The organism is Duganella sp. 1411, from assembly GCF_017833525.1.
Lineage (GTDB): Bacteria > Pseudomonadota > Gammaproteobacteria > Burkholderiales > Burkholderiaceae_D > Rugamonas.
In genome coordinates this window covers 339,336-362,590 of the sequence record NZ_JAFICD010000003.1, presented here as the reverse complement: position 1 = coordinate 362,590, position 23,255 = coordinate 339,336, and the positions used below count along the sequence as shown (strand labels likewise).

Sequence of the window (23,255 nt, the reverse complement as noted above, 5' to 3'; positions counted from 1 at the left end):
CATGCACGAACAAGCCCAAGCCGTCTTCGATTTCTGGTTTCAGCCGGGGGCGGGCCAGGCGGCCGACGCGCCGCGCCGCGAATGGTTCCAGAAGGACGACGCCTTCGACCGTGAAATTCACAGCCGTTTCGGCGCGCTGATCGAGCGGGCGCTCGCCGGCGGCCTGCTGGAATGGGACGCCGACGGTCCGCAGGCGCGGCTGGCGCGCATCCTGTTGCTCGACCAGTTCACCCGCAACGTCCACCGCGGCACGCCGCTGGCGTTCGCCGGCGACGCGCTGGCGCTGCGCGCGGCGCGGGCGATGGTCGACGACGGGCAGGACCTGGCGCTGCCGCCGTTGCAGCGCTCCTTTGTCTACCTGCCCTTCGAGCATGCCGAGGACATGGCGATGCAGGAGCAGGCCGTGGCGCTCTACACGCGCATGGAGAACGACGAACGCGATGCGGCGCCGGCGGCCACCGTCAAGGGCATCGCCGGCATGCTCGATTACGCGCGGCGCCACCGCGAGGTGATACGCCGCTTCGGCCGCTTCCCGCACCGCAACGCGATTCTGGGGCGCGCTTCGACCGCCGAGGAGGAAGCCTACCTCGGGCAGCCGGGATCGGGGTTCTGATGACGCCGACGTTCAATCTGATCGGCGCCGGGCACGTGGGGCGGGTGCTGGGGCGCCTGTTCGCGCGCCACGGCTGCTTCAGCATCCAGCAGGTGCTGACGCGCTCCGTCTCGTCCGCGCGCGACGGCGTGGCTTTCATCGGCGCCGGCGACGCCGTCGAGCGCTACGATCAACTGCAACCGGCGGCGCTGCACGTGCTGGCCGTCGGCGACGACCAGATCGGCGCCGCCTGCGCCGCGCTGGCCGACGCCGTGCCGCTGGCCGGCAGCGTGGTGTTCCACTGCAGCGGCGCGCTGGCGTCGGACCAGCTGCGGGCGGCGCGCGAGGCCGGCGCGCTGGTCGCCAGCGTGCACCCGATCCGCAGCTTTGCCGACCCGTTGGCGGTGGTGGCGCAATTTGCCGGCACGTTCTGCGGCGTCGAAGGCGACGCCGGCGCGCTGGCGCTGCTCACGCCGGCCCTGCGCACGATAGGCGCGCAACCGGTGCCGATCGAGGCCTCGGCCAAAACCGTGTACCACGCGGCGGCCGTCTTCGCCAGCAACTACCTGGTCACGGTGCTCGACGCCGCGCTGCGCGCCTACCAGGCCGCCGGCATCCCCGAGCCGGTGGCGCGGCAAATGGCGCAGCCGCTGGCGTCCGAATCGATGGCCAACGTGTTCCGGCTGGGCGCCGCCGCCGCGCTCACCGGCCCGATCGCGCGCGGCGACATGGCGACAGTCGAACGCCAGCAGCGCGCCGTGGGCGGCTGGGACCCCGCCACCGGCGAACTCTACCAAGCGTTGGTGGCGCCGACGGCCGCCCTGGCGCGCAGAAAACCTCGGGCCTAAACCGCCGCGACACCGCCATCGACAAAAAGTTCATGTCCGGCGACAAAGCTGCTCTCGCTTGACGCCAGGAAGAGCACCGCCCGCGCCACCTCGTTCGGTTGCGCCAACCGCCCGAGCGGAACGCTTTGATTGAGCGCCTTTTCGACTTCCGGTTGCGCGTCGAGGTAGCTCCGTATCAGGCGTGTCTCGGTTCCACCGGGCGAGACCACGTTCACGCGGATGCCCCGTTCCTTCAGGTCGTTCGTCCAGCTTCGGGCGAACGAGCGCACCGCCGCCTTGCTGGCGTTGTAAAGCGACTGGCCTGGCAAGCCTTTACTGCCGGCGATGGAGCCGTTGAGGACGACAGCGCTTCCCGCCGCCATCAGCGGTAGCGCTTTCTGCACAGTGAACACCACGCCTTTCACATTGACGTTGAAGATCGCGTCGAAATGCCTATCGTCGATCGCATCGAGTGGCGCGACCTCGTAGACGCCCGCATTGGCGAACACGACATCGACCTTTTGGTGGTCCTGTTGGATTTGTTCGTACAGCCGGGCGACATCGGCTGCGTTGGCGGCGTCACCTCGCACGCCGACCGCCCCGTGGCCGATTTCTTTCACGGCCTCGTCGAGCAGCTCTTGCCGGCGCCCTGTGATGTATACGTGCGCACCTTCGATGGCGAAGAGTTTCGCCGTTGCGAGGCCGATGCCGTCGCTGCCCCCGGTGATCACCACGACTTTGTTTTCGAAACGTTTATTCATTTCTCATACCCTTTTTTGATAAGTGGAGGATTGCTCCACTTATAATATGGAGGTATCCTCCGTTTGACAAGCAAAAGAGGAAACAAATTGAGTGATGAACCCGCCCTCCGGGCTGACGCGCAGAAAAACCGCGAACTGATCCTCTCTGCCGCCGAGGAGCTTTTCCTCGAAAAAGGAGCGGGTGTTCCGCTGGAGGAAGTCGCCAAGCGCGCCGGCGTCGGTATCGGCACGCTTTACCGTCGCTTTCCCACGCGTGAGGCGTTGTTGGCCGCTACCAGCAACGAGCGTTTCTTGTCGCTGGCGGAGACCAGCCGGGCGCGCGACCCGGATCTGGCGCCGGGCGAAGCGGTGCGCGCTTATCTTGAAGAGCTTGCAAGGAACACGAGCACGTATCAGAGCCTTGCCGCGTCGATCGGGACGGTTATCCAGTGCGGGACGCCCGGATGCAATGCGATCACGGCGGAAGGGCGGCGGCTGCTGCAGCGCGGACAGGAAGCAGGCGCCATCCGCCGCGATGTCACTTACGAGGATTTCATTTACGTGGTAACCGCCATTTCCATCGCAATCGAAAACGACGGGTCATCGAAAACGCGTATTGGACACTTGGTGGATTTGTTCTTAAATGGCATCAGCGTCAGTGGTTCGGATTAGCCACCGATAGACGCCTCGACACATATCTCCTTGCAAATTACTGCTTAACAACTATATTTTAGACATGGTTACCCACCGTCCGGCCCGTCCGTGGCCGGGCGTTGCAGTTTTATTGGTACGAATTCACAAATAAGTGGCGGGATTTGTCGACAAACGCGGCAATTCGCAATAAGCTTGTTTCTCAGAATGTTTTCTTTGAGAATCAAGAAGTACACAATACAACACGTCAGCAGGACTGCAGCCGGCGCCAATTGGATAAGGGTGAGAACATGTTATTTTTGAAAAGTACGACCGTCACGAAGGCGCCAGGCATTTACGACGTCGATATCGCCGCCAAGCCGCCAGGCAAGACCTTCGGCGTCTTCATGGCCACCGATCCGGACAATCCACCGACCGAAGTGCTGACCGCGTTGGCCGCGATGGGCTTCAAGAACACCTACAGCGGCGGCTACACCCACAAGGACCGCGGCAAGGTGCTGGACCTGCACTTCCAGAAAGACGGCACCGACCTGTTCCAGGGCTGGAAGGCCGAGGAGATGGAAGCGAACATGGCCGCCATCACCGCGCTGTTCGGCGGCATCGGCATCACCATCGCGCCGCGCGTGATGACCCTGGCCGAAGCCTACGCCTAAGCCACCACCTCGATGTGATACAGGGCCCACGGGCACGCGCCGAACCGCTCCGGCAGCGGTTTGCCGGCCATGTCGGGCACCTTGTCGGCATCGTAGATCGCCCATAGCGGGCCGAGCCCGCCCAGCGCCATCGCCGCCCCGTCCAGATGCGTGGCGACGATGTAGCGCTGCGCGCGCGCCTGCGCCACCGTGACGGTGGCCGCGTAACCATCCACCGCCCGCAGCACCAGCTTGCCGTTGTCGCCGAGCGCGCCGCCGGCCGCCTTGACCACGTCCAGCAGCAGCGGCCCGCTCAGCGCGTGCACCTTGGCGTCGTATTCCAGGGTCGGCTTGATGGCCACGGCGGGCAGCGCGGCCAGCGCGGCGAAGGTGAACGCGTGCGCCTTTTCAAAACTCAACTTTTGCTTGAACATCATCTGGTCGCGCACCGGATCGAATTTGCCCCGGTTGGGCTTGCCGATGGCGCCGGTGACGGTCAGCAGGGCGGGGCCGGCGGCCGCGGTGGACGTGGCGGCGGCGGCCGGCAAGGCGGCGGCCAGGCCACCGGCGACGGCGCTGCCCACGACGTTGCTCATAAACTGGCGTTTTTTCATGCGGGATTCTCCTCGATCGCGTAGTGCCGGTATCATACCGCGCATGGACTTATTTGCCGACGACGCCGCCCTGACACCGATCCCGATCGAGGATGGCGAACTGTGGTTTCAACAACGCCTGGCGCTGGACTGGCCGCCGGAAGAAGTCATGCGGCGCCTGCTCGACGAGACCGGCTGGCGCCACGAACAGGTGCAAGTCTGGGGTAAGCTGCACATGCAGCCGCGCCTGACGGCCTGGCATGGCGAGGCGAGTTACCGCTATTCCGGCAAGACCTTCCATCCGCTGCCGTTCACGCCGCTGCAACTGCACATCAAAGAGGCGGTCGAGCGCGCCACCGGCCGGCGCTTCAACAGCGTGCTGCTGAACTATTATCGTGACGAGCGCGACAGCATGGGCTTCCACGCCGACGACGAGCGCGAGCTGGGACCGGAGCCGGCCGTCGCCTCGGTCAGCTTCGGCGCGCCGCGCACTTTTATCCTCAAGCACCGGCGCCTGCCGAAGACGGTCAAGCTGGCGCTGGGCGACGGCTGCCTGCTGCTGATGGCGGGAACGTTGCAGCAACATTGGCTGCACGGCATCAACAAGGAGCGCACCCCGCGCGGGCCGCGCATCAATCTGACCTTCCGCATGATCGCCTGAGCGGGGCCCTTATCTGGGTACGGGCGGGCCCGCCACAAGGCGCCGCAGAGAACTTCTTAAGGACCTTAAGCCTCGCTTAAGTTTGGTGAAGGCTGCATTATACCATGAAACATATGGCTTACACTTGGTCACACTTATTACTAATTCGGTCGTGACGGACGATGGCTGGAGTGCTATCTTGAACACATCGCAATTCAAAGAACTGCGATCCCAAGCAATACCACTTCTAATCATTTTGCTGAAAGATCGAAATCATGAAAAAAATTCTGTTCGCATTAGTCGCTTCCGCAACCGCCCTGAGCGCCACCTCCGCCTTCGCCGATGACGCGGGCACCGGTTACATCGGTGCCGGCGTGGTCGGCAGCCGTTACGAGTACAACGCCCCCGGCGCCGTGAGTAGCGACAACCACAGCGGCTACAAGGCCGGCGGCAAGGTCTACGGCGGTTACAACATCGACCAGACCTGGGCGGTGGAAGCGGGCTACACCGACTTCGGTAAAAAATCGTACAACTACACGGCCAACGGCCTGCCAGGCGGCATCCACACCGATGCGCACTCCTACTATCTGGCCGGCAAGGGCACGTGGCCTGTGAACCAGCAAATCGCGCTGTTCGGCAAGCTGGGCGTTGCCCGCAACACCAACAAGGTGAGCACCAGCGGTATCTCGTCGGTGGGCGGCGACAACGACAAGACCGCGCTGTACGCGTCGGTCGGTGCCGAGTACGCGATCAACAAGAACGTCAAGGTCTCGCTGGAGTATGAAAACTACGGCAAGAACGACATCGATACCGGTCGCAAGGCTGGTGCCGTGACGGCCGGTCTGCGTTACGCGTTCTAAGCGATAGCAATAAAAAAAGGCCACCGCGAGGTGGCCTTTTGTCGTTTACACCGTCAGCGGCTTGTAACGAATACGCTTCGGCTTGGCGCCTTCTTCGCCCAGGCGTTTCTTCTTGTCGGCTTCGTATTCCTGATAGTTGCCGTCGAAGAAGGTCACCTGCGAGTTGCCCTCGAACGCCAGGATGTGCGTGGCGATGCGGTCCAGGAACCAGCGATCGTGCGAGATCACCAGCACGGAGCCGGCGAACTCGAGCAGCGCGTCTTCCAGCGCGCGCAGGGTTTCGACGTCCAGATCGTTCGACGGTTCATCGAGCAGCAGCACGTTGCCGCCCTTGAGCAGGGTCTTGGCCAGGTGGAGGCGGCCGCGTTCGCCGCCGGACAGGTTGCCGACGATCTTCTGCTGGTCCGAACCCTTGAAGTTGAAGCGGCCCAGGTAGGCGCGCGACGGCATGTCGAAGCGGCCGACGGTGAGCATGTCGGCGCCGCCGGAGACGTCCTCGAACACGCTCTTGCTGTCGCTCAAGGTGTCGCGGCTCTGGTCGACCAGCGAGATGCGCGCGGTCTGGCCGATCGCCACTTCGCCGCTGTCGGGCTTGTCCAGGCCGGCCACCATCTTGAACAGCGTCGATTTACCGGCGCCGTTGGGGCCGATGATGCCGACGATGGCGCCCGGCGGGATCGTGAACGAGACGTTGTCCATCAGCAGACGGTCGCCGAAGGCCTTCGAGACGTTTTTAAATTCGATGACTTCATTGCCCAGACGCTCGGCCACCGGAATGAAGATCTCCTGGGTCTCGTTGCGCTTCTGGTATTCGTACTCGCTCAGCTCGTTGAAGCGGGCCAGGCGGGCCTTGGACTTGGCCTGGCGCGCCTTCGGATTCTGGCGCGACCATTCCAATTCCTTGGCCAGCGCTTTTTGACGCGCCGATTCGGTTGATTCTTCCTGCTTCAGGCGGTTGGCCTTCTGGTCCAGCCACGACGAGTAGTTGCCCTTCCATGGGATGCCGTGGCCGCGGTCCAGTTCCAGGATCCATTCGGCGGCGTTGTCGAGGAAGTAGCGATCGTGGGTGATGCCGACCACGGTGCCGGGGAAGCGCAGCAGGAACTGCTCCAGCCACTCGACGGACTCGGCGTCGAGGTGGTTGGTCGGTTCGTCGAGCAGCAGCATGTCGGGCTTGGACAGCAGCAGCTTGCACAGCGCCACGCGGCGCTTCTCGCCGCCCGACAGCACGCCGATCTTGGCGTCCCATGGCGGCAGGCGCAGCGCGTCGGCGGCCATTTCCAGTTGCAGGTTCAGGTTGCCGCCGTCGGAGGTCGAGATGATCGCCTCCAGACGGGCTTGCTCGGTGGCCAGCGCGTCGAAGTCGGCGTCCTCTTCGGCGTAGGCGGCGTACACGGCCTCCAGCTTGGCTTGCGCCTCGAACACTTCGCCCAGGCCCGATTCGACTTCCTGGCGCACGGTTTTTTCCGGATCGAGCTGCGGTTCCTGCGGCAGGTAGCCGATGTTCAGGCCCGGCATCGGCACGGCTTCGCCCTGGATGTCGGTGTCGATGCCTGCCATAATTTTCAGCAAGGTCGACTTACCCGATCCGTTCAAACCCAGCACGCCGATTTTTGCGCCTGGGAAGAAGGACAGCGAAATATCTTTCAGAATCTGGCGCTTGGGCGGGACGATTTTGCCCACGCGGTTCATGGTGTAGACGTAATTTGCCATTCAGGGGGGAGCTTTCAAGAGAGTAAGTGATAATCCGTAACCAGCATTATAGGCGCAGCGGACAGCGCCGGACACATTGCGCGCGCACCCGGACACGCCGTTTCAGCAAATTCAAGGACTTAGCGGTGGCATGACTTTTGCAAACCACGGCTGTTCCTTCTTCCGACCCGTAGCCCATGAAAAATACGTTTTGCGCACTGTTGTTGTTGATTGCGTCGGCCGCCGCCACGGCCGCTCCGGCGTCCTTGCCGGCGCCGCGCGACCTCCCGTTCAAGGGCGACATGACGTTGAGCGTCGACGCCACCGATCAAGTCCATAAAATCCTGCGCGTGCGCCAAACCATCCCGGTCCAGGGCAAAGGGAAGATGGTGCTGATGTATCCGCAGTGGGAGACCGACAGCCACTCGGCCACGCAGCAACTGACCGGGCTGGCCGGGCTGATCGTCACAGCCGGCGGCCGGCGCGTCGAATGGCTGCGCGATGGCGGCGACCCCTACGCCTTCCACGTCGACGTCCCGCACGGCGCGCGCGAACTGGAGGTGGAATTCCAGTTCCTGTCGCCGACCGCCGGCAACGTGCTGATGAGCCCCGACATGTTGACCCTGCCGTGGCAAAAAGTCGCGTTGTATCCGGCCGGCTGGTTCATCCGCAACATCGCCGTGCGCGCCGAACTGAAGCTGCCGGCCGGCTTCCAGTACGCCACCTCGCTGGAGACGGCGGCAGTCCGCGACCAGCTGGTGTCGTTCAAGCCAACCACCTTCGACGACCTGGTCGACGCGCCGGTGCACGCGGGGCGTTACTTCAGGCGGGTCGACCTCGCGCCCGGCGCCGCCCGCCCCATCCACCTGAACATGATCGGCGACAACGAGGCCGCGCTGGCCATTCCCCCCGCCATGCTGGACAAATACCGGGCGATGGCCACGGCGCTGCCGGCGCTGTTCCGCTCGCAGCACTACCGCCACTACGACTTCCTGCTGACCTTGTCCGATATCCTGCCCGCCGGCGGTGGGCGCGAACACCAGGAATCGAGCGAGAACGCCCTGGCGCTGGACTTCTTCACCCGGCCGGACGCGCACCTGCCGATGGCCGACCTGATCGTCCATGAATACGCGCACTCGTGGAACGGCCGCTTCCGCCAGCCGGCCGACCTGTGGTCGCCGACGCTGAACCAGCCGGTGCGCGGCAGCTTGCTGTGGGTGTACGAGGGGCAGACCGAATTCTGGGGCCGCGTGCTGGCCGCGCGGCTCGGCTTGCGCACCCGGCAGCAGACGCTGGACGCGCTGGCCGTCGATGCCGCCAACGCCGCCGCCCGCGCCGGGCGCCAGTGGAAATCGCTGCAGGACAGCACCAACGACGCGCTCTACATGCCCGGCCGCCAGATGCAATGGCGCGACTGGCAGCGGCGCGAGGATTACTACGGCGAAGGGGTGCTGCTGTGGCTGGACGTCGACATGCTGCTGCGCGAGCGCACCGGCGGCCGCGCCGGACTGGCGGACTTTGCCGGCGCCTTCTTCGGCGCGAACAACGCGCTGGCGACCAGCACCTACACCTTCGCCGACGTCTGCAGGACGCTCAACGCCATCGCGCCCTACGACTGGTCCGGCTACTTCACCGCGCGCCTGCGCGCCCACGACGACAGCCACTTGCTGGACGGCCTGGCGCGCGCCGGCTACCGCCTCGTGTACACGGACGAGGCGACCGAATACTTCGTGCAAAACGAGGATTTCAACGTCGGCGGCATGGACTTGAGCGCGTCGCTGGGGCTGACCGTCGGCAAGAAAGGCGTCGTCAAGACGGTGGCGTGGGAGGGGCCTGCCTTCCGCGCCGGCGTCGGCATCGGCGCCAAACTGACCCAGGTCGGCGGGCTGCCCTACAGCGACGACGCGCTCAAGCAGGCGATCAAGGCGGCAGCGGCCAGCGGGCGGCCGATCGCGCTGGGCTTCGACGCCGACGGCCGCTCGCAGACCGTGCTGATCCCGTACTACGGTTCGTTGCGCTATCCGCGCCTGGAGCGCATCCCCGGCAAGCCCGATCAGCTGGAGCGCTTGTTGGCCCCCAGCCCTTCGGCCACATAGAGCGCCAGCGCGAACGGCCGGCCGTCGTTTTTACTGTTGGTGCAGCACCAGCTGCGCCGGGCGGCGGAAGCCGGTCCAGACCGCGCCGAAGGCGACGCTGCACGCCAGCGTGACCAGCACCATCGGCGCGGCCGTGCCGTTCGACAGGCAACTGGTGACGAAGCTGCACACGGCCGTCAGCGCCATCTGGACGAAGAAGAACAGCCCCGAGGCCGATCCGGCCACCGCCGCGTAGGGCTGTAGCACGCCGAATTGGCACGCCGGAATGGCGATGCCGACCGACAGCATGATCAGCAGGAACGGGCCGACGATGGCCGGCAGCGCCAGCGGAAACAGCGTTGTCGCCACCATCAGCAACCCCGCGCCGGCCAGGTTCAGGCCGACCGCCCAGGCGATCAGGCGGTCGGCCGGATGCCGCGCCGACAGGCGCCGGAACAGGTTCGAGCCGATCACGTAGCCGGTGACCGTCAAGCCGAACACCAGCGCGTACGCGGTCGGCGACAGGCGCATCGTTCGTTGCAGCAGCACCGACGATTCGGCGATGAACGGGAAATAGGTGCAATAGACGAAGCTGATCGCCAGCGCGTAGCGCAGGAAATAGGCGTCGCCGAGCAGGCGCCGGTACACGCGCAACGGATGTTCGGTGGCGCCGCCGCGCTGCGCGGGCGGCAGGGTTTCGGGCAGCAACAGGCCGATCAGCGCCAGCGACAGCGTCGCCAGCAGGCCGAGGCCGATGAACACCCAGCGCCAGCCCAGCGCCGCGTCGATCACGCTGCCGGCCAGCGGCGCGACGATGGGCGAGAGCGCCATGCCCATCGAAATCCGGCTCAGCATGGCGGCCTGGGTGCCCTTGTCGAATTTGTCGCGCACCATCACGCGTCCGACCACCGTGCCGCTGCAGCCGCCCAGCGCCTGGAACATCCGGGCCACGATGATGACGGCGGCGTTGTCGGCCGCGGCGCACACCGCCGTGGCCACCAGGTACAGCAGCGTGCCCCAGATCAGCACCGGCCGGCGGCCGACGCGGTCGCACAGCGGGCCGCAGACCAGCATCGAGACGGCGTAGCCGACCATGTACAAGGTCAACGTCAGTTGCAGTTGCGCGTCGGACGCCCCCAGCGCGTCGGCCATCGCCGGCAGCGAGGGCAGATAGGCGTCGATGGTCACGCGCGGCAGGCACACCAGCAGCAGCAGGATGGCGGTCCAGGCCCAGGGTTTGAGGGTTTTATTGGAGCACGGCGGGCGAAACAAGGTCATGGCGGGCAGGGCGAGTTGACAATTTTTCCAGTCTAGGGGGATTGTGGTCTAATAATAAGTACCGTTTATCAGATTATTTATTGGACCACTATGGCGAGAGGAAAAGCCGGATTCGCCCTCGATCTGCCGCGCCCGGCGGCGTTGCTGGACGCCTCCGCGGCCGGGCAGGGCGAGAGCAAGCAGGAGATCGTCTACGCCACCTTGCGCGAGGCCATCCTCGGCCGCCTGATTCCGGCCGGCGGCCGCTTGCCGGCCAGCCGCGCGCTGGCGCAGCGCTGGGGCTTGTCGCGCGGAACGGTGGAACTGGCCTACGACAGGCTGTGCTGCGAAGCCTATGTGTCGAGGACGCCGGGCTCGGGCACGCGGGTCAGCGCCGTGGTGCCGGACCGCTACCTGGTGGCCGCCGCGATTGCCGTGCCCGGTCCGCCGCCGCCGCGCCGTCCGGCCGCCGCGCCGGCCGCCGAGGGCGGCGCCGAGCCCGGCGTGCAGGTCGGCGTGCCGTTCGTGGCGCGGATGGCCGATCCCACGCTGTTTTCGCTGCCGGCATGGTCGCGCCACCTGGCCGGCGCCCTGCGCGGCGCCGGCCCCGAATTGTTATGCTCGGCCGATCCGCGCGGCGTGGCGGCGTTGCGCGAGCAGATCGCCGATTACCTGCGCAAGTACCGCGGCATTCCCTGCGACGCCGGCGATATCGTCGTGCTGACCGGCATCCGCCACGCGCTCGACCTGGTGGCGCGCACCCTGCTGCGCCCGGGCGAGAAGGTGTGCGTCGAGGATCCGGGCTATCCGGCGGCGCTGCGGATTTTCGCCCGGGCCGGCGCCGTCGTCGCCCCGGTCCCGGTCGGACCGGAGGGGTTCGAATGCGCGCAATTGCGGCGCCACCCGGACGCCCGGCTGGTCTACGTCACGCCCGCGCACCAGTCGCCCGTCGGCGTGACGATGTCGGCCACGCGCCGGCTGGAACTGCTGGACTGGGCCGACCGCAGCGGCGGCTGGATCATCGAGGACGACTACGACAGCGAGTTCAATTACCTGAGCGCGCCGCTGGCCGCGCTGAAATCGCTCGACAAGGCGCGCCGGGTGATCTATTGCGGCAGCTTCAACAAAACCTTGTTCGCCGGGCTGCGGGTCGGTTTCGCCGTGGTGCCGCCGCAGCTGCGCGAGCCGCTGCTGGCGCTGTGGCAGACCACCGGCCGCTCGGTCGGCGTGACGGAACAATTGGCGCTGGCGTCCTGGCTGGCGGACGGGGCGTTCGTGCGCCATCTGCGCTCGGCGCGCCGCGCCTACCAGGAGCGGCGCGACGCGATCCTGGCACTGCTGGCGGCCGAGGCCCCGGGGCGCTACGGCGTCAGCGGCCAGCACGCGGGGTTTCATTTCGTGCTATGGCTGCCGCCCGGCAGCGACGAGGCGGCGTTTTGCGCGCGCGCCGCCGCCATCGGCCTGAATCTGGAGGGGATGGGCGGACGCTGCCGCGAAGTGGTGTTGCCGCCGGCCGTCATCGTCGGCTACACGGCGCTGACGATGGCCCAGGCGCGCTACGGCGCCCAGTTGCTGGCCGGACTGCTGGCCGCTACGCCGCCCGCCGGTTGACGCGGCCGGCCCACAGCCCCTCGGCCACGTACAGCGCCAGCGCGCCCCAGATGATGACAAAGCCGAGCAGCCGGGCCGGCGGGAACGCTTCGTGGAACACCCACACGCCCAGCAGCGCCTGCATGGTCGGCGACAGGTATTGGATCAGTCCGAGCGCGGCCATCGGTATCCGGCGCGCGCCGGCGGCGAACAGCAGCAGCGGCACGGCGGTGATCGGCCCGGCCGCCGCCAGCAGCCAGCGGGTGCTGTCGAACTCGCTGTTGACGAAGCTGTTCTGGCCTTGCACGGTCAGCCAGACGACGTAGCACAGCGCCAGCGGGAACAGGATGATCGTTTCCAGCGACAGGCCCTCGAGCGCGGCCAGCGCCGCCGTCTTGCGCAGCAGCCCGTAGGCGCCGAAGCTGATGCCTAAAATTAAGGCGATCCACGGCACCTGGCCGGCCGACCACGTCAGCCACAGCACGCCGCAGGCCGCCGCCGCGATCGCGACCCATTGCGCGCGCCGCAGTTTTTCCTTCAGCACCAGCACGCCCAGCAACACGTTGATCAGCGGATTGATGAAGTAGCCCAGGCTGGCGTCGATGACGTGGCCGTTGTTGACCGACCAGATGTACACGAACCAGTTGGCCGACAGCAATACGGCGCTGGCGATGAAGCTGCCCAGGATGCGCGGCTGGCGCAGGGTTTGCGGCAGCCACTTCCACTGGCGCCGCGCGGTCAGCACCAGGGCCAGGAACAGCAGCGACCACAGCATGCGGTGCGCCAGCATCTCCATCGGCGGCACCTCGGCCAGCGCGTGGAAATACAGCGGAAAGATTCCCCAAAAAAAGAACGCGAGGGTGGCATAGACGATACCTGGGTTCATGGTGCGCAGCGGCGTAACGGCGGGCCGACATTATCGCCCAATTAGGACGGGCCCGCTGGCCGGTGGACAAGCACGGCGTTCCGGGAGCGCGCCAGACTCGCGCTCCCGGCCACAGCAGCGTACACTTGCGCTATTGACTAATTGGAATGCCCGCGTATGCCAAAATCTCCTTGCCTTTTGCAAATAGTTATCCTATTGTGCAATGCACCAAAACAACCTCAGGTGCAATCTTGACCGAGCAACACAAGAAAAGCAGCGTCGCCGCCCTCACGCTGGCGGCCGTCGGCATCGTCTACGGCGACATCGGTACCAGCCCCCTCTACACCCTGAAAACCATCTTCGATCCCGAGCACGGGCTGGCGTTGAACGAGTTCAACCTTCGGGGCATCATCTCGCTCATTTTCTGGGGCTTGACGATGATCGTCTCGCTCAAATACGTGACCCTGGTGCTGCGCGCGGACAACCGCGGCGAGGGCGGCATCATGGCGCTGATGGCGCTGGCGCTGAACTCCGTCACCAAGGCGGCGCCGCGCTGGCACTTCCCGCTGATGCTGCTGGGCGTGTTCGGCGCCACCATGTTCTACGGCGACAGCGTCATCACGCCGGCCATCTCGGTGCTGGGCGCGATCGAGGGCCTGGAGGTGGCCGCGCCGGGGCTGGAACAGTACATCGTGCCGCTGACGATCATCGTGCTGGTGTCGCTGTACGCGGTGCAGCACCTGGGCACGGCCGGCATCGGCCGCTGGTTCGGACCGATCATGGTGATCTGGTTCGCCGCGCTGGCCGTCATGGGCGTGATCAACATCGTCGCCGCGCCGCAGATTTTATACGCGCTCAATCCGATGAACGCCTTCCACTTCATGCTGCAAAACCGCATGATCGCGTTTGTCGCGCTGGGCGCCGTGGTGCTGGCCTTCACCGGCGCCGAGGCGCTGTACGCCGACATGGGCCACTTCGGCAAAAAACCGATCCGCGCGGCCTGGTTCCTGGTCGTGTTCCCGGCGCTGGCGCTGAACTACCTGGGCCAGGGCGCGCTGCTGCTGACGCATCCGGACGCGGTGTCCAACCCGTTCTTCAACCAGCTCGGGTCGTGGAGCGTCTACCCGCTGGTGGTGCTGTCGACGATGGCGGCGGTGATCGCCTCGCAGGCGACCATCTCCGGCACCTTCTCGATGACCAAGCAAGCCATCGCGCTGGGCATGCTGCCGCGCATGCGCATCCAGCACACGTCGGCCAGCGAAATCGGCCAGATCTACATCCCGGCGGTCAACTGGCTGCAGCTGGTGGTGGTGTTGATGGCGGTGGTGGGCTTCGGCTCGTCCGACAAACTGGCCGGCGCCTACGGCATCGCCGTCACAGCCACGATGCTGTGCACCACCGTGCTGACGTTCTTCGTGATCCGCTACCGCTGGCACCTGCCGCTGTGGCTGTGCTTCAGCGCCACCGGCTTCTTCATCATGATCGACATCCTGCTGTTCTCGGCCAGCACGCTCAAGCTGTTCCACGGCGGCTGGTTCCCGCTGCTGCTGGCGATCATCCTGTTCACCGTCATGCTGACCTGGAAGCGCGGGCGCGAGCTGGTGTTCAAGAACCTGCAAAAGCACGCCATTCCGCTGGAGGAGTTCCTGTCGTCGCTGTTCGTGGCGCCGCCCACGCGGGTCTACGGCACCGCCATTTTCCTGCGCGGCGAAAGCGACGGCGTGCCGCACGCGCTGCTGCACAACCTGTCGCACAACAAGGTGCTGCACGAGCGGGTGGTGTTCTTCACCGTGCACATCGTCGAGGAGCCGTGGGTGTCGGAGGACGAGCAGGTCAAGGTGATCGACCTCGGACACCAGTGCTACCAGGTCAATGTGTTCTACGGCTTCAAGGACGAACCGGACATCCCGAAGGTGCTGGCCCAGTGCGAGTGTCTGGGACTGCCGTTCGAGATGATGGAAACATCGTTCTTCATCGCCCGCCAGACGGTCATCTCGACCCCCGGCCATGGCATGGCGCCATGGCGCGAGCATCTGTTCGTGACGATGTCGCGCAACGCCCGCGGCGCCGCCGACTACTACCAGATTCCGCCCAACCGCGTGATCGAACTTGGCACGCAAGTGGAAATTTAAGCACACAAACGGCGCTAAAAGATGTAACCGAATGTAGTGCTTGGGGCGGGTGGGCCGGGGTCTGCTAAACTTCTGCTCCTAAAAGCTTGCATGAACACGAACTATTCATCAAAGGTCACCATGAAATCGAAGTTTCAAATTAGTGTTGCTGTTGCCTGCCTGGCGATTTTGACGGCCTGCGGTGGCGGTTCGAAAAAATCCGATCCGGTCGTCGTGCCGCAGCCGGCGTACGCGGTCAAGGATGTCACCGTCGGTGTCGGCACCGACAGCAGCACGCTGGCGGAAAAAGGCGACCTGGTGGCGGTGGCCTACACCGGCTACCTGTACGACTCCACCAAGGCCGACGGCATCGGCGCCAAGGTGGAAAGCTCGATCGACACCAACACCACCGCGCCGCCGTTCACGCTGGGCGTCGGCGGGGTCGTGCCGAACGGCTGGGACCTGGCCATCGCCGGCATGCGCGTGGGCGGTGTGCGTTTGGCCACGCTGCCGGCCAACCTGGCGTATGGCGATCTTTCGCGTCTGGCGCAGACGGTCGCGGGTTATTCGTATGCTGCGATGCCGGCCAATTCGCCGCTGGTCTATGAACTGCGGCTGGTGAACGTCACTAAACTCGTCAAGCAGCCAAGCGTCCCCGCGCCGACCGATTTGAAGATTGTGGAAGTGACTGCCGGTACCGGCGCCGTTGCGGCAAACGGCAAGAGCGTCACCGTTCGCTACACCGGCTGGCTGTATGACGGCACACGCGACAACTTCAAGGGAACGCGCTTCGATCCGGCCACCCCGGGGGACACCGCTTACAGCACAACGACCTTCACCATCGGCGACGGCACTATGGTTTCCGGCTTTAATACCGGTACTCAAAACATGCAGGTGGGTGGCAAACGCACCGTGTTCATTCCGCCGGCGCTGGGGTACGGCGCGACCGGAAAGGGTAGCGTTCCGCCCAACGCGAACATGGTCTTCGACATCGAGCTGATGTCGGTTAATTGATCTGCGCTATCCCGAAATAAAAATGGCAGCCAATGAAATGGCTGCCATTTTTTTCGCCTCGACTACTTAGTCTCGCAGCGCCTGCGCGGGGGAGATGCGCATCGCCGCCAGCGTGTGGCGCGCGGTGGCGGCCGCCGCCACCAGCAGCGCGGCTGCCAACGCCGCCGCCGGCGCCCAGCCACCCAGCGGCGTGCGTTCGACGAACGGCGCCAGGTAGCGTTCAATCCCCAGCACGGCCGGCGGCAGTCCGATCAAGGCCGCCACTGTCGTCAACAGCAGGAATTCACGCCCCACCAGCGTGCCGATGGCCCTGCGACCGGCGCCGTGCAGCTTGCGCAGCACGATCTCGCGTGCGCGCCGCTGCACGCTGTTTGCCGCCAGCGCGTAGATGCCGAACGCCGCCAGCGCGAACACCAGGACGGTGGCGCCGGCCAGCATGCCGGCCAGGCGCAGATCGTCCGCGTAAGCCTGGGCGTGGTAGCCGCCGGCGCGCTGTATCGTCGGCGGCGAAGTAGGGAAGTAGCGCGTGGCTGTGGCGGCGATCGCCCCCACCAGCGCATCCACCGCGCCGGGCGCCGACGGCGTGCCGCGCATCCGTACCGTCAGCAGGCGGCCGCCGTTATCGGGCATGTAGATCAACGGCCGCGCCGGCTCGCGCAGCGTATGCCAGCGTATGTCCGGCGCCACGCCGACGATGCGCCAGTTGCTGCCGTTGATGCGCTGGCCCAGCGCCTGCTCCATCGAGCTCCATCCCAGCGCCGTCACCGCCGCCTGGTTGACGACGACGTTGCGTTCGTCGGCGCCGTCGACGCCGCTGTCTGCCTTGTCGAAGCGCTGGTCGAACAGCCGGCCGGCGAGCGCGGAAAGGCCGTAGACGTCGAAGAACTCGGTGCCGACCGATTCGATCGGCATCGCGGCGGCGCTGCCGTCCACGCGCTTGACCGTCGCGCTGCCGCGCGTGCCGGTGCCGTCGTCGCGGCCCGGCACATTGCGGCTGTCGGCCACGCCCGCCACCTGCGGCAGCCGGGCCACGGCGTCGCGAAAGGCGCGCGCCCCCTTGTCCTCCATGCCGGCGCTCATTTCCACCACCAGCAGCGGCGCCGGATCGAAGCCCGGCGACACTTTGCCGGCGAATTGGGTCTGCCACAAGATCGCCAGCGCCAGGCTGCCGGTCGCCATCGCCGTGGCGAACTGCAAGGCCGTCAGCGCGCGCCGCAGCCAGGCGCCGCCGGCCGTCTCGCCGCTACGCTGGGCCAGTGCCGCTCCCATGTCGACGCCGCGCGCCAGCCAGCCCGGATACAGGCCCGCCAAGGCACCCACCAGAGCGCCGAACAGCAGGCACGCCGCCGTCGACAGCGGCGTGAAGATGCCGTCCAGCCGGCGTTGCAACAACTCGGAGCACAGCGGCAGCAGCAGCCACGCCAGCAGCATGCCCAGCGCGGCGGCGGCCAGCGACAGCAGCACCGATTCGGCCATGAACTGCGTCAGCAGCCTGCTCGTGGTGGCGCCGAGCACGCGGCGCATGGCGATCTCGCGCTGGCGGCGTAGCGTGCGTATCGTCGCCAGGTTGACGTAGTTGACCACCGCCAGGCCGAGGATCAGCAGGCCCGCCGCTCCCATCGCCAGCACCAGCCGCATGTCGCCGCGCGGGCCGGTGCCCATGGTGTTGGCGACGCTGCGGTCGAAGTAGGCGTCGGCCAGGGGGCCGAGGGCGATATCGACCATCTTGCGTCCGCCCAGCGCGAGCTTCATCTCCGGCGTGGCCATGCTTTGCCATGGCGCCTGGTCGATCACCTGCTGCAGCGCCTTTTGCAGTGCCTCGGCGCTGACGCCCGGACCGGTCTTGACGTAGATGCGGCCCTCGATGCCCATCCAGTTCGACAGCGCGCGCTGGCGCTCCTGGTCCGGCCACAGCGCGCTGCCGATGCCGACCATCGCGCCGAACTGCAAGGTGCTGTTGCCGGGCCGGTCGTCCAGCACCGCCCGCACCTGCAAGGTCTGGCCGTCGATTTCCACAATGCGGCCCAGGGCGGCGGCGGTGCCGAACAGGCGCAGCGCGGTTTGCCGCGTCACCGCCAGCCCGTCGGGCATGGTCAGGGCCTGTGTCAGATCGCCTTCACGCGCGCGCAGGCCGGCGATGCGCTCGAACGCCGGATCGACCGCGGTGACCTCCAATTCCGTCGGCCGGCCGGCCAGCCGCGCCATGGTCTTGTGCGGCCACCACACGCTGGCCTCCAGCGGCAGGCCGCTGCGCAGCGCCACCTCGCGCAGCGCGAACGGCGTGTACTCCATCCATTGCGGCTGGGGGATGAAGTTGAGCCGATGCTTGATCACATAAACGCGTTCGCGCTCCGGCACGTCGCGGTCGTAGCCGAACGAGTAGTACACAAACCCAAGCAGCAAGAAGCAGACGGCGAAACCTGTCGCCAGTCCCAGCAGCTCGACGGTCGACTGGAACGGTTGGCGCACCAGCAGCCGCCAACCGACGCGAAAATCACTTTGCCTCATTTGCAACTCCCTTTATTTAGTCTCGTAATGCCATCGCGGGCGACATGCGCACCGCCGCCAGCGTGCCACGCAACGTCGACACCAACGTCACCAGCAGCGCGGTCAGTATCCCGGCAAGCAGGGTCCAGCCGCCGATCGGCGCGCGTTCGATGAACGAGGCCAGGTAGCGCTGGATCACCAGCGTGGCCACCGGCAGGCCGATCGCCGCGCTGATCGCCACCAGGATCAGCGCTTCGCGTCCGACCAGCCTGGCGATGTCGCGCCGTCCCGCGCCGAACAGCTTGCGTAGCACGATCTGCCGGCCCAGCCGGCGCACGTTGTACGTCGACAGCACGTACACGCCGAAGCCGGCGATCATCACGGCGATGGCGCTCGCCAGGCCAAGCAGCTTGGCAAGCCGCAGATCGTCGCCGTAGTTCAGTGCGAAGTAGCTGCGCGCCTGGCGGATTGCCACCACGTCGTTCGGGAAGTAGCGCGCGGCCAGCGCGTGGGTCGCGCCTCCGAGTTGGCCCAGGTCGCCGCGCGCGCGCAGCGTCAGCGTGCTGTTTTGCTGGCTGGTGAAGTACAGGTAGGATTTGGGCGTGTCGCGCAGGCTGTCATAACGCAGATCGGGCGCGATGCCGACGATCGTCGCGGTCACCTTGCCGTCGCCGCTGTCGGTGGTGAGTAGCTGGCCGACGGCGTCGGCCGGGTCGGCGAAGCCCAGTGCGCGCGCGGCGCGGGCATTGAGCAGCACCGATTGGAAGCCGCCCTCGTCCTTGTCTGTCTTATCGCTGAACAGGCGCCCGGCGACCGGCCGCAGTGCGTGGACATCGAAGAAGTCGGCGCTGATCGAGCGGATCGACAGGCTGCTCCAGCGTCCTGACTTGCGCGTGACCTTGATGTTGGCGCCGGCGAATTGGCGTCCGATCGGATCGAGCGATGTCGCCACGCCGTCGACGCCCGGCAGGTGTTTGAGCGCCTCGCGCAGACCGCGGGCGGCCGGATTGGAGGTGTCGGCTGGTAGTTCCAACACCAGCAGCGGGGATGGGTCGAAGCCAGGGCTGGCCTGGCTGGCGTGGTGCGTTTGCCAGGCCACCGCCAGCGTGACGGCGACCAGCCCCATGGCGGTGGAAAACTGCAGCACCGTCAGCACGCGCCGCAGCCATAGCGCGCCCGAAGTTTCGTCGCCACCGCGTCCCGCCAGCGCTTGCGGCGGCCTGACGCGCAGCGCCACCCATGCCGGGTAGGCGCCCGACAGCAGGCCGATCGCCGTCCCCAGCGCCAGGTTGACCAGTAGCGTGATGGGCGTGAACAGGCCGTCGAGCCGGCGGTCGACCAGGTCGGCGAACAGTGGCAGCATCACCCAGGCCAGCAGCAAACCCAGCGCGGTTGCCGTCATCGCCACCAGTAGCGATTCGGCCAGGAATTGGCGGAGCACGCGCATGCCGTCGGCGCCGAGCACCTTGCGCACGGCGATTTCGCGCTGGCGCCGCAGCGCGCGCACGGTAGCCAGGTTGGCGTAGTTGATCGCCGCCAGCGCGAGGATCAGCAGCGCCACCGCCGTCAGGCCCAGCATGGCGCGCATGTCGCCATGCGGACCGCTGTTCGGCGTGTTGGCGGTGTCGGCGTCGAAGTACATATCGGGCAGCGCGCCCAGGGCCATGTCGCGCACTTTTCGGCCAACTGTTTTTTCCTCCAGCTCGGCGGCTTGCTCGCGCGTGTACGGCGAGTCGTCGGTGGCCCGCTGCAAATGCCGCCGCAGGGCCTCGGCGCCGACGCCGGGCTTGAGCCGCACATAGATCTTTGCGCCGTTGATGTAACCCCACGACGACATCAGCACCTTGCGTTCGGCGCTGTCCCACGCCCCGGTATCCATGCCCGCCAGCGCCCCGTAGCTCAAGGTGCTGTTGGACGGCCGGTCGGCGACCACCGCCGCCACCGTGTAGGGCTTGCCGCCGATGTGCACCATCCGGCCGACGGCGTCGGCGCCGCCGAACAAGCGGGTCGCGCTGCTGGTCGTCAGGGCCAGGGTGTCGGGCCGGCTCAAGGCCTGACGCAGGTCGCCGGCCAGCGCCCGCACGCCGAACATCGCGGGGAAATCGGCATGGACCGCCGCCAGCTGGATCGATTGCGGCAGGGCGTTGGTCTTCATCCCCACCGGCAGCGGCACCACGGCGGTGACGCCGTCGGTCATGCCGCTGGCGCGGGCCGGTTCGAGGAAGGCGAGCGGCACCGACTCGGTCCACGTCGGCTGCTGGAAGGTGTTGTTGCGCATTTTGACCAGGAATATCCGGTCGCCTTGCGGCACGTCCCGGTCGTAGCTGAACGAGTAGCGCACAAATCCCAGCAGCAGGAAACAGCTGGCGAAACCGACCGCCAGGCTCAGGACCACGGCGGCCGAGTAGCCGGGTTCCCCGACCAGCAAGCGCCAGCCGATGCGAAAATCGCGCAGGTTCATGAAGGATGATCCTGACGCTTAAGCGGCCTGCAGGGCGTCGACCATGATGCGGCCGTCGAGCAGGTTGATGGTGCGCGAGGCCTGCGCGGCGTGCTCCGGCGAGTGCGTCACCATCACCACGGTCGTGCCCTCGGCGTTGATCTCGCGCAGCAGGCGCATGACCTCGTCGCCGTGCGCGGTGTCGAGGTTACCGGTCGGTTCATCGGCCAGCAGCACGGCGGGACCGGCCACCAGCGCGCGCGCGATCGCCACGCGCTGCTGCTGGCCGCCGGACAGCTGCGACGGCCGGTGCGCGGCCCGGTGGCCGACACCCAGCTTGTTGAGCATCGCGGTCACGCGTTCGCGCCGCTCGCGCGCCGGGGTGCCGTTGTATTCGAGCGCCAGTTCGACGTTTTCGAACACGGTCAGCTCCTCGATCAGGTTGAAGCTTTGGAAAATGAAGCCGATGCGGCCGCGCCGCAGCTGGTTCAGCTTCGATTCGCTCCAGCCGGCGACGTTGCGGCCCTCGAACCAGTATTCGCCGTGATTGGGCGAATCCAGCAATCCCAGGATGCCCAGCATCGTCGATTTGCCGCAGCCGGACGGCCCGGTGATGGCGACGTATTCGCCCGCCTCGATCTCGAGGTCGATGCGGTCCAGGGCCGTGGTCTGGATTTCACCGGCCTGGTGGATTTTGCTGATGCCGACAAGTTTGAGCATGTGGGTTTGCCTTTTTGGTGGTGTGGATGTGAATTTACTGCGTAATTTGCAGCCTGGGTGAATTTCCGTAGGCGGCGTAGCTGGACAGGATCACCTTGTCGCCGGCGGCCAGTCCCTCGAGCACTTCGATCTGGCTGTTGTTGCGGCGTCCGATGCGCACCGCGCGGCGCTGCGCGCCACGTCCGCTGGCGTCGACCACGTAGACCCAGGCGCCGCCGCTGTCGTTGATGAAGGCGCCGTTGGGCAGCAGCAGCGCCGGCGCCGGCTCGCCCAGCGTGATGCGGGCGTCGAGGCTCTGGCCCGGATTGAGCACCGGCGGCTGGCCGTCCTTGAACACCATCTCGACGGTGAAGCGGCCTTCCTTGATCTGCGGGTAGATGGTGCTGATGTCGGCGGCATAGCTTTTGTCGTCCTGTTTGACGCTGCCCTTGCGGCCGACCGCCATGCGATTGAGGTAGTACTCGTCGACGCTGGCCGACAGCTTGAAACGCACCGGGTCGTCGATGCGGCCGATGTTTTTGCCGGTGGCGATCGACTCGCCCACCTGCAGGCGGAAATTGGTCAGCCTTCCTTCGACCGGCGCACGCACGGCCAGGGCGTCGACGGTGCCGGAGACCAGCTTCAGGCCGGAATTCAGGCCGTCGATCGCGCTTTCGAGTTGTTGCGCGGCGGCGCTGCGCACCTTGTCCTCGGTGCTGGACGCGCGCTCCTCGTTGGCCAATTGGCGCTGCTGCTGTTGCAGCTTGTCCGCCGACTCCTCCAGCGCCACGCTGGAAATGAAGCCCTGTGCGGCCAGCCGCGCGTTGCGCTGGTGCTGCTTGCGCGCCTGGTCGACGTCGAAGCGCAGGTCGTCCAGCCGCCGGCGATGGTCGCTGGCGCTGGCCTCCTGCGCCACGCGCAGGTTCGACAGGTTGAAGATGCTGACCGCGTGTTCCGACTGCCGCGCCAGCAGTTCCAGGTTGCGCTGCGGGTTGGAGATGCGGAACAGCAGCTGCCCTTTTTTGACCAGCGCGCCATCGCTTGCCAGCACTTCCTCGACGCGGCCCGATTCGACCGAATCGAGGATCACGGAGTTGAGCGGCTCTGCGTTGGCCCGCACGACGATTTCGTCGACGAAGACGCCGCGCGCGGCTTGGCCGATGCGCAGGTCGGCGCCGTCGATTTGCAGGCCGCGCGGCATCCAGGCCCAGAGCGCGTAGCCGGCGGCGGCCACCGCCAGCGCCGAGGCGACCGCGATGGCGATGGTTTTTCCGCGTCGGCGCGGCACCACGGTATCCATCGCCGCGCCGCTGGCCGGCAGGCCCGGAGTGGATTGGTCGATATTTTTTTTGATCTGCATACGGGTCATAGAGCAAAGCCTGTGCCACGCCCCAAAACCGGGGCTTCACCGGCTTTGCGGGCGCCTGCGGGGCGCCGGTGTTCGATATCGAACACCGGGTGATGTTCGATATTGGACATCCGCGCCGGGA

The 23,255-nt window shown here is 66.3% G+C and carries 19 protein-coding genes; 10 read left to right on the top strand and 9 right to left on the bottom strand.

What is annotated here, in order from left to right; genetic code table 11:
• Position 1: 1 nt before the first annotated feature.
• Together JOD97_RS18675 and JOD97_RS18670 are read left to right on the top strand one after the other, a co-directional pair.
• Positions 2-613, top strand: a complete 612-nt coding sequence (locus JOD97_RS18675; protein ID WP_209721394.1) for a DUF924 family protein — start codon at positions 2-4, stop codon at positions 611-613.
• The gene (locus tag JOD97_RS18670) at positions 613-1,440 is read left to right on the top strand and encodes a Rossmann-like and DUF2520 domain-containing protein (protein ID WP_209721390.1); all 828 of its coding nucleotides are present in this window, start codon (positions 613-615) and stop codon (positions 1,438-1,440) included. The genes JOD97_RS18675 and JOD97_RS18670 overlap by 1 nt, the downstream gene beginning before the upstream one ends.
• Here JOD97_RS18670 and JOD97_RS18665 read toward each other — a convergent pair.
• Positions 1,437-2,180: an SDR family NAD(P)-dependent oxidoreductase gene (locus JOD97_RS18665; RefSeq protein WP_209721387.1), complete on the bottom strand. Its 744-nt coding sequence runs from the start codon at positions 2,178-2,180 to the stop codon at positions 1,437-1,439. The two genes, JOD97_RS18670 and JOD97_RS18665, sit on opposite strands and share 4 nt — an antisense overlap.
• Before the next feature lie 87 nt (positions 2,181-2,267).
• On the opposite strand from JOD97_RS18665, the gene JOD97_RS18660 reads away from it, so the two are divergent.
• Complete coding sequence (locus JOD97_RS18660) at positions 2,268-2,831, top strand: TetR/AcrR family transcriptional regulator (RefSeq protein ID WP_229264558.1); 564 nt, start codon at positions 2,268-2,270, stop codon at positions 2,829-2,831.
• 269 nt (positions 2,832-3,100) lie between these two features.
• Positions 3,101-3,463: a hypothetical protein gene (locus tag JOD97_RS18655; protein ID WP_209721382.1), complete on the top strand. Its 363-nt coding sequence runs from the start codon at positions 3,101-3,103 to the stop codon at positions 3,461-3,463.
• On the opposite strand, the gene JOD97_RS18650 is transcribed toward JOD97_RS18655, so the two are convergent.
• On the bottom strand, positions 3,460-4,056 hold the full coding sequence (locus tag JOD97_RS18650) for a molybdopterin-dependent oxidoreductase (RefSeq protein WP_209721379.1): 597 nt from the start codon (positions 4,054-4,056) through the stop codon (positions 3,460-3,462). The two genes, JOD97_RS18655 and JOD97_RS18650, sit on opposite strands and share 4 nt — an antisense overlap.
• A gap of 43 nt (positions 4,057-4,099) precedes the next feature.
• On the opposite strand from JOD97_RS18650, the gene JOD97_RS18645 reads away from it, so the two are divergent.
• Together JOD97_RS18645 and JOD97_RS18640 are read left to right on the top strand one after the other, a co-directional pair.
• Complete coding sequence (locus tag JOD97_RS18645; protein WP_209721375.1) at positions 4,100-4,696, top strand: alpha-ketoglutarate-dependent dioxygenase AlkB; 597 nt, start codon at positions 4,100-4,102, stop codon at positions 4,694-4,696.
• Between the two features lie 254 nt (positions 4,697-4,950).
• Positions 4,951-5,535: an outer membrane beta-barrel protein gene (locus JOD97_RS18640; RefSeq protein WP_209721373.1), complete on the top strand. Its 585-nt coding sequence runs from the start codon at positions 4,951-4,953 to the stop codon at positions 5,533-5,535.
• 45 nt (positions 5,536-5,580) lie between these two features.
• On the opposite strand, the gene ettA is transcribed toward JOD97_RS18640, so the two are convergent.
• Positions 5,581-7,248 (bottom strand): energy-dependent translational throttle protein EttA, encoded by a 1,668-nt coding sequence (gene ettA, locus JOD97_RS18635; RefSeq protein ID WP_209721370.1) that lies wholly within the window; start codon positions 7,246-7,248, stop codon positions 5,581-5,583.
• A gap of 176 nt (positions 7,249-7,424) precedes the next feature.
• Between ettA and JOD97_RS18630 the strand changes: the two genes are divergently transcribed.
• Positions 7,425-9,323, top strand: a complete 1,899-nt coding sequence (locus JOD97_RS18630) for a M61 family metallopeptidase (protein ID WP_209721367.1) — start codon at positions 7,425-7,427, stop codon at positions 9,321-9,323.
• A gap of 30 nt (positions 9,324-9,353) precedes the next feature.
• Here the strand turns inward: JOD97_RS18630 and JOD97_RS18625 are convergent, their stop codons facing one another.
• Positions 9,354-10,580 carry a multidrug effflux MFS transporter gene (locus JOD97_RS18625; RefSeq protein ID WP_209721364.1) on the bottom strand — a complete coding sequence of 409 codons (1,227 nt, stop codon included), beginning with the start codon at positions 10,578-10,580 and terminating at the stop codon, positions 9,354-9,356.
• A gap of 90 nt (positions 10,581-10,670) precedes the next feature.
• Here JOD97_RS18625 and JOD97_RS18620 point away from each other — a divergent pair, with 90 nt between their 5' ends.
• Positions 10,671-12,170: a PLP-dependent aminotransferase family protein gene (locus JOD97_RS18620; RefSeq protein ID WP_209721361.1), complete on the top strand. Its 1,500-nt coding sequence runs from the start codon at positions 10,671-10,673 to the stop codon at positions 12,168-12,170.
• Here JOD97_RS18620 and rarD read toward each other — a convergent pair.
• Complete coding sequence (rarD, locus tag JOD97_RS18615) at positions 12,151-13,035, bottom strand: EamA family transporter RarD (protein ID WP_209721358.1); 885 nt, start codon at positions 13,033-13,035, stop codon at positions 12,151-12,153. The two genes, JOD97_RS18620 and rarD, sit on opposite strands and share 20 nt — an antisense overlap.
• A gap of 230 nt (positions 13,036-13,265) precedes the next feature.
• Here rarD and JOD97_RS18610 point away from each other — a divergent pair, with 230 nt between their 5' ends.
• Together JOD97_RS18610 and JOD97_RS18605 are read left to right on the top strand one after the other, a co-directional pair.
• Positions 13,266-15,146 (top strand): potassium transporter Kup, encoded by a 1,881-nt coding sequence (locus tag JOD97_RS18610; protein WP_209721354.1) that lies wholly within the window; start codon positions 13,266-13,268, stop codon positions 15,144-15,146.
• 120 nt (positions 15,147-15,266) lie between these two features.
• Positions 15,267-16,139 carry an FKBP-type peptidyl-prolyl cis-trans isomerase gene (locus JOD97_RS18605; RefSeq protein ID WP_209721351.1) on the top strand — a complete coding sequence of 291 codons (873 nt, stop codon included), beginning with the start codon at positions 15,267-15,269 and terminating at the stop codon, positions 16,137-16,139.
• Between the two features lie 66 nt (positions 16,140-16,205).
• On the opposite strand, the gene JOD97_RS18600 is transcribed toward JOD97_RS18605, so the two are convergent.
• The 4 genes from JOD97_RS18600 to JOD97_RS18585 are packed head-to-tail and all read right to left on the bottom strand — an operon-like array spanning position 16,206 to position 23,125.
• The gene (locus JOD97_RS18600) at positions 16,206-18,647 is read right to left on the bottom strand and encodes an ABC transporter permease (RefSeq protein ID WP_209721348.1); all 2,442 of its coding nucleotides are present in this window, start codon (positions 18,645-18,647) and stop codon (positions 16,206-16,208) included.
• A 16-nt stretch (positions 18,648-18,663) separates the two neighbouring features.
• Entirely contained in the window at positions 18,664-21,087 is a 2,424-nt protein-coding gene (locus JOD97_RS18595) for an ABC transporter permease (RefSeq protein ID WP_209721344.1), read from the bottom strand.
• An 18-nt stretch (positions 21,088-21,105) separates the two neighbouring features.
• On the bottom strand, positions 21,106-21,786 hold the full coding sequence (locus JOD97_RS18590) for an ABC transporter ATP-binding protein (RefSeq protein WP_209721339.1): 681 nt from the start codon (positions 21,784-21,786) through the stop codon (positions 21,106-21,108).
• A 34-nt stretch (positions 21,787-21,820) separates the two neighbouring features.
• Positions 21,821-23,125, bottom strand: coding sequence for an efflux RND transporter periplasmic adaptor subunit (locus JOD97_RS18585; protein WP_229264557.1), 1,305 nt, complete (start codon positions 23,123-23,125; stop codon positions 21,821-21,823).
• Between the last annotated feature and the right edge of the window lie 130 nt (positions 23,126-23,255).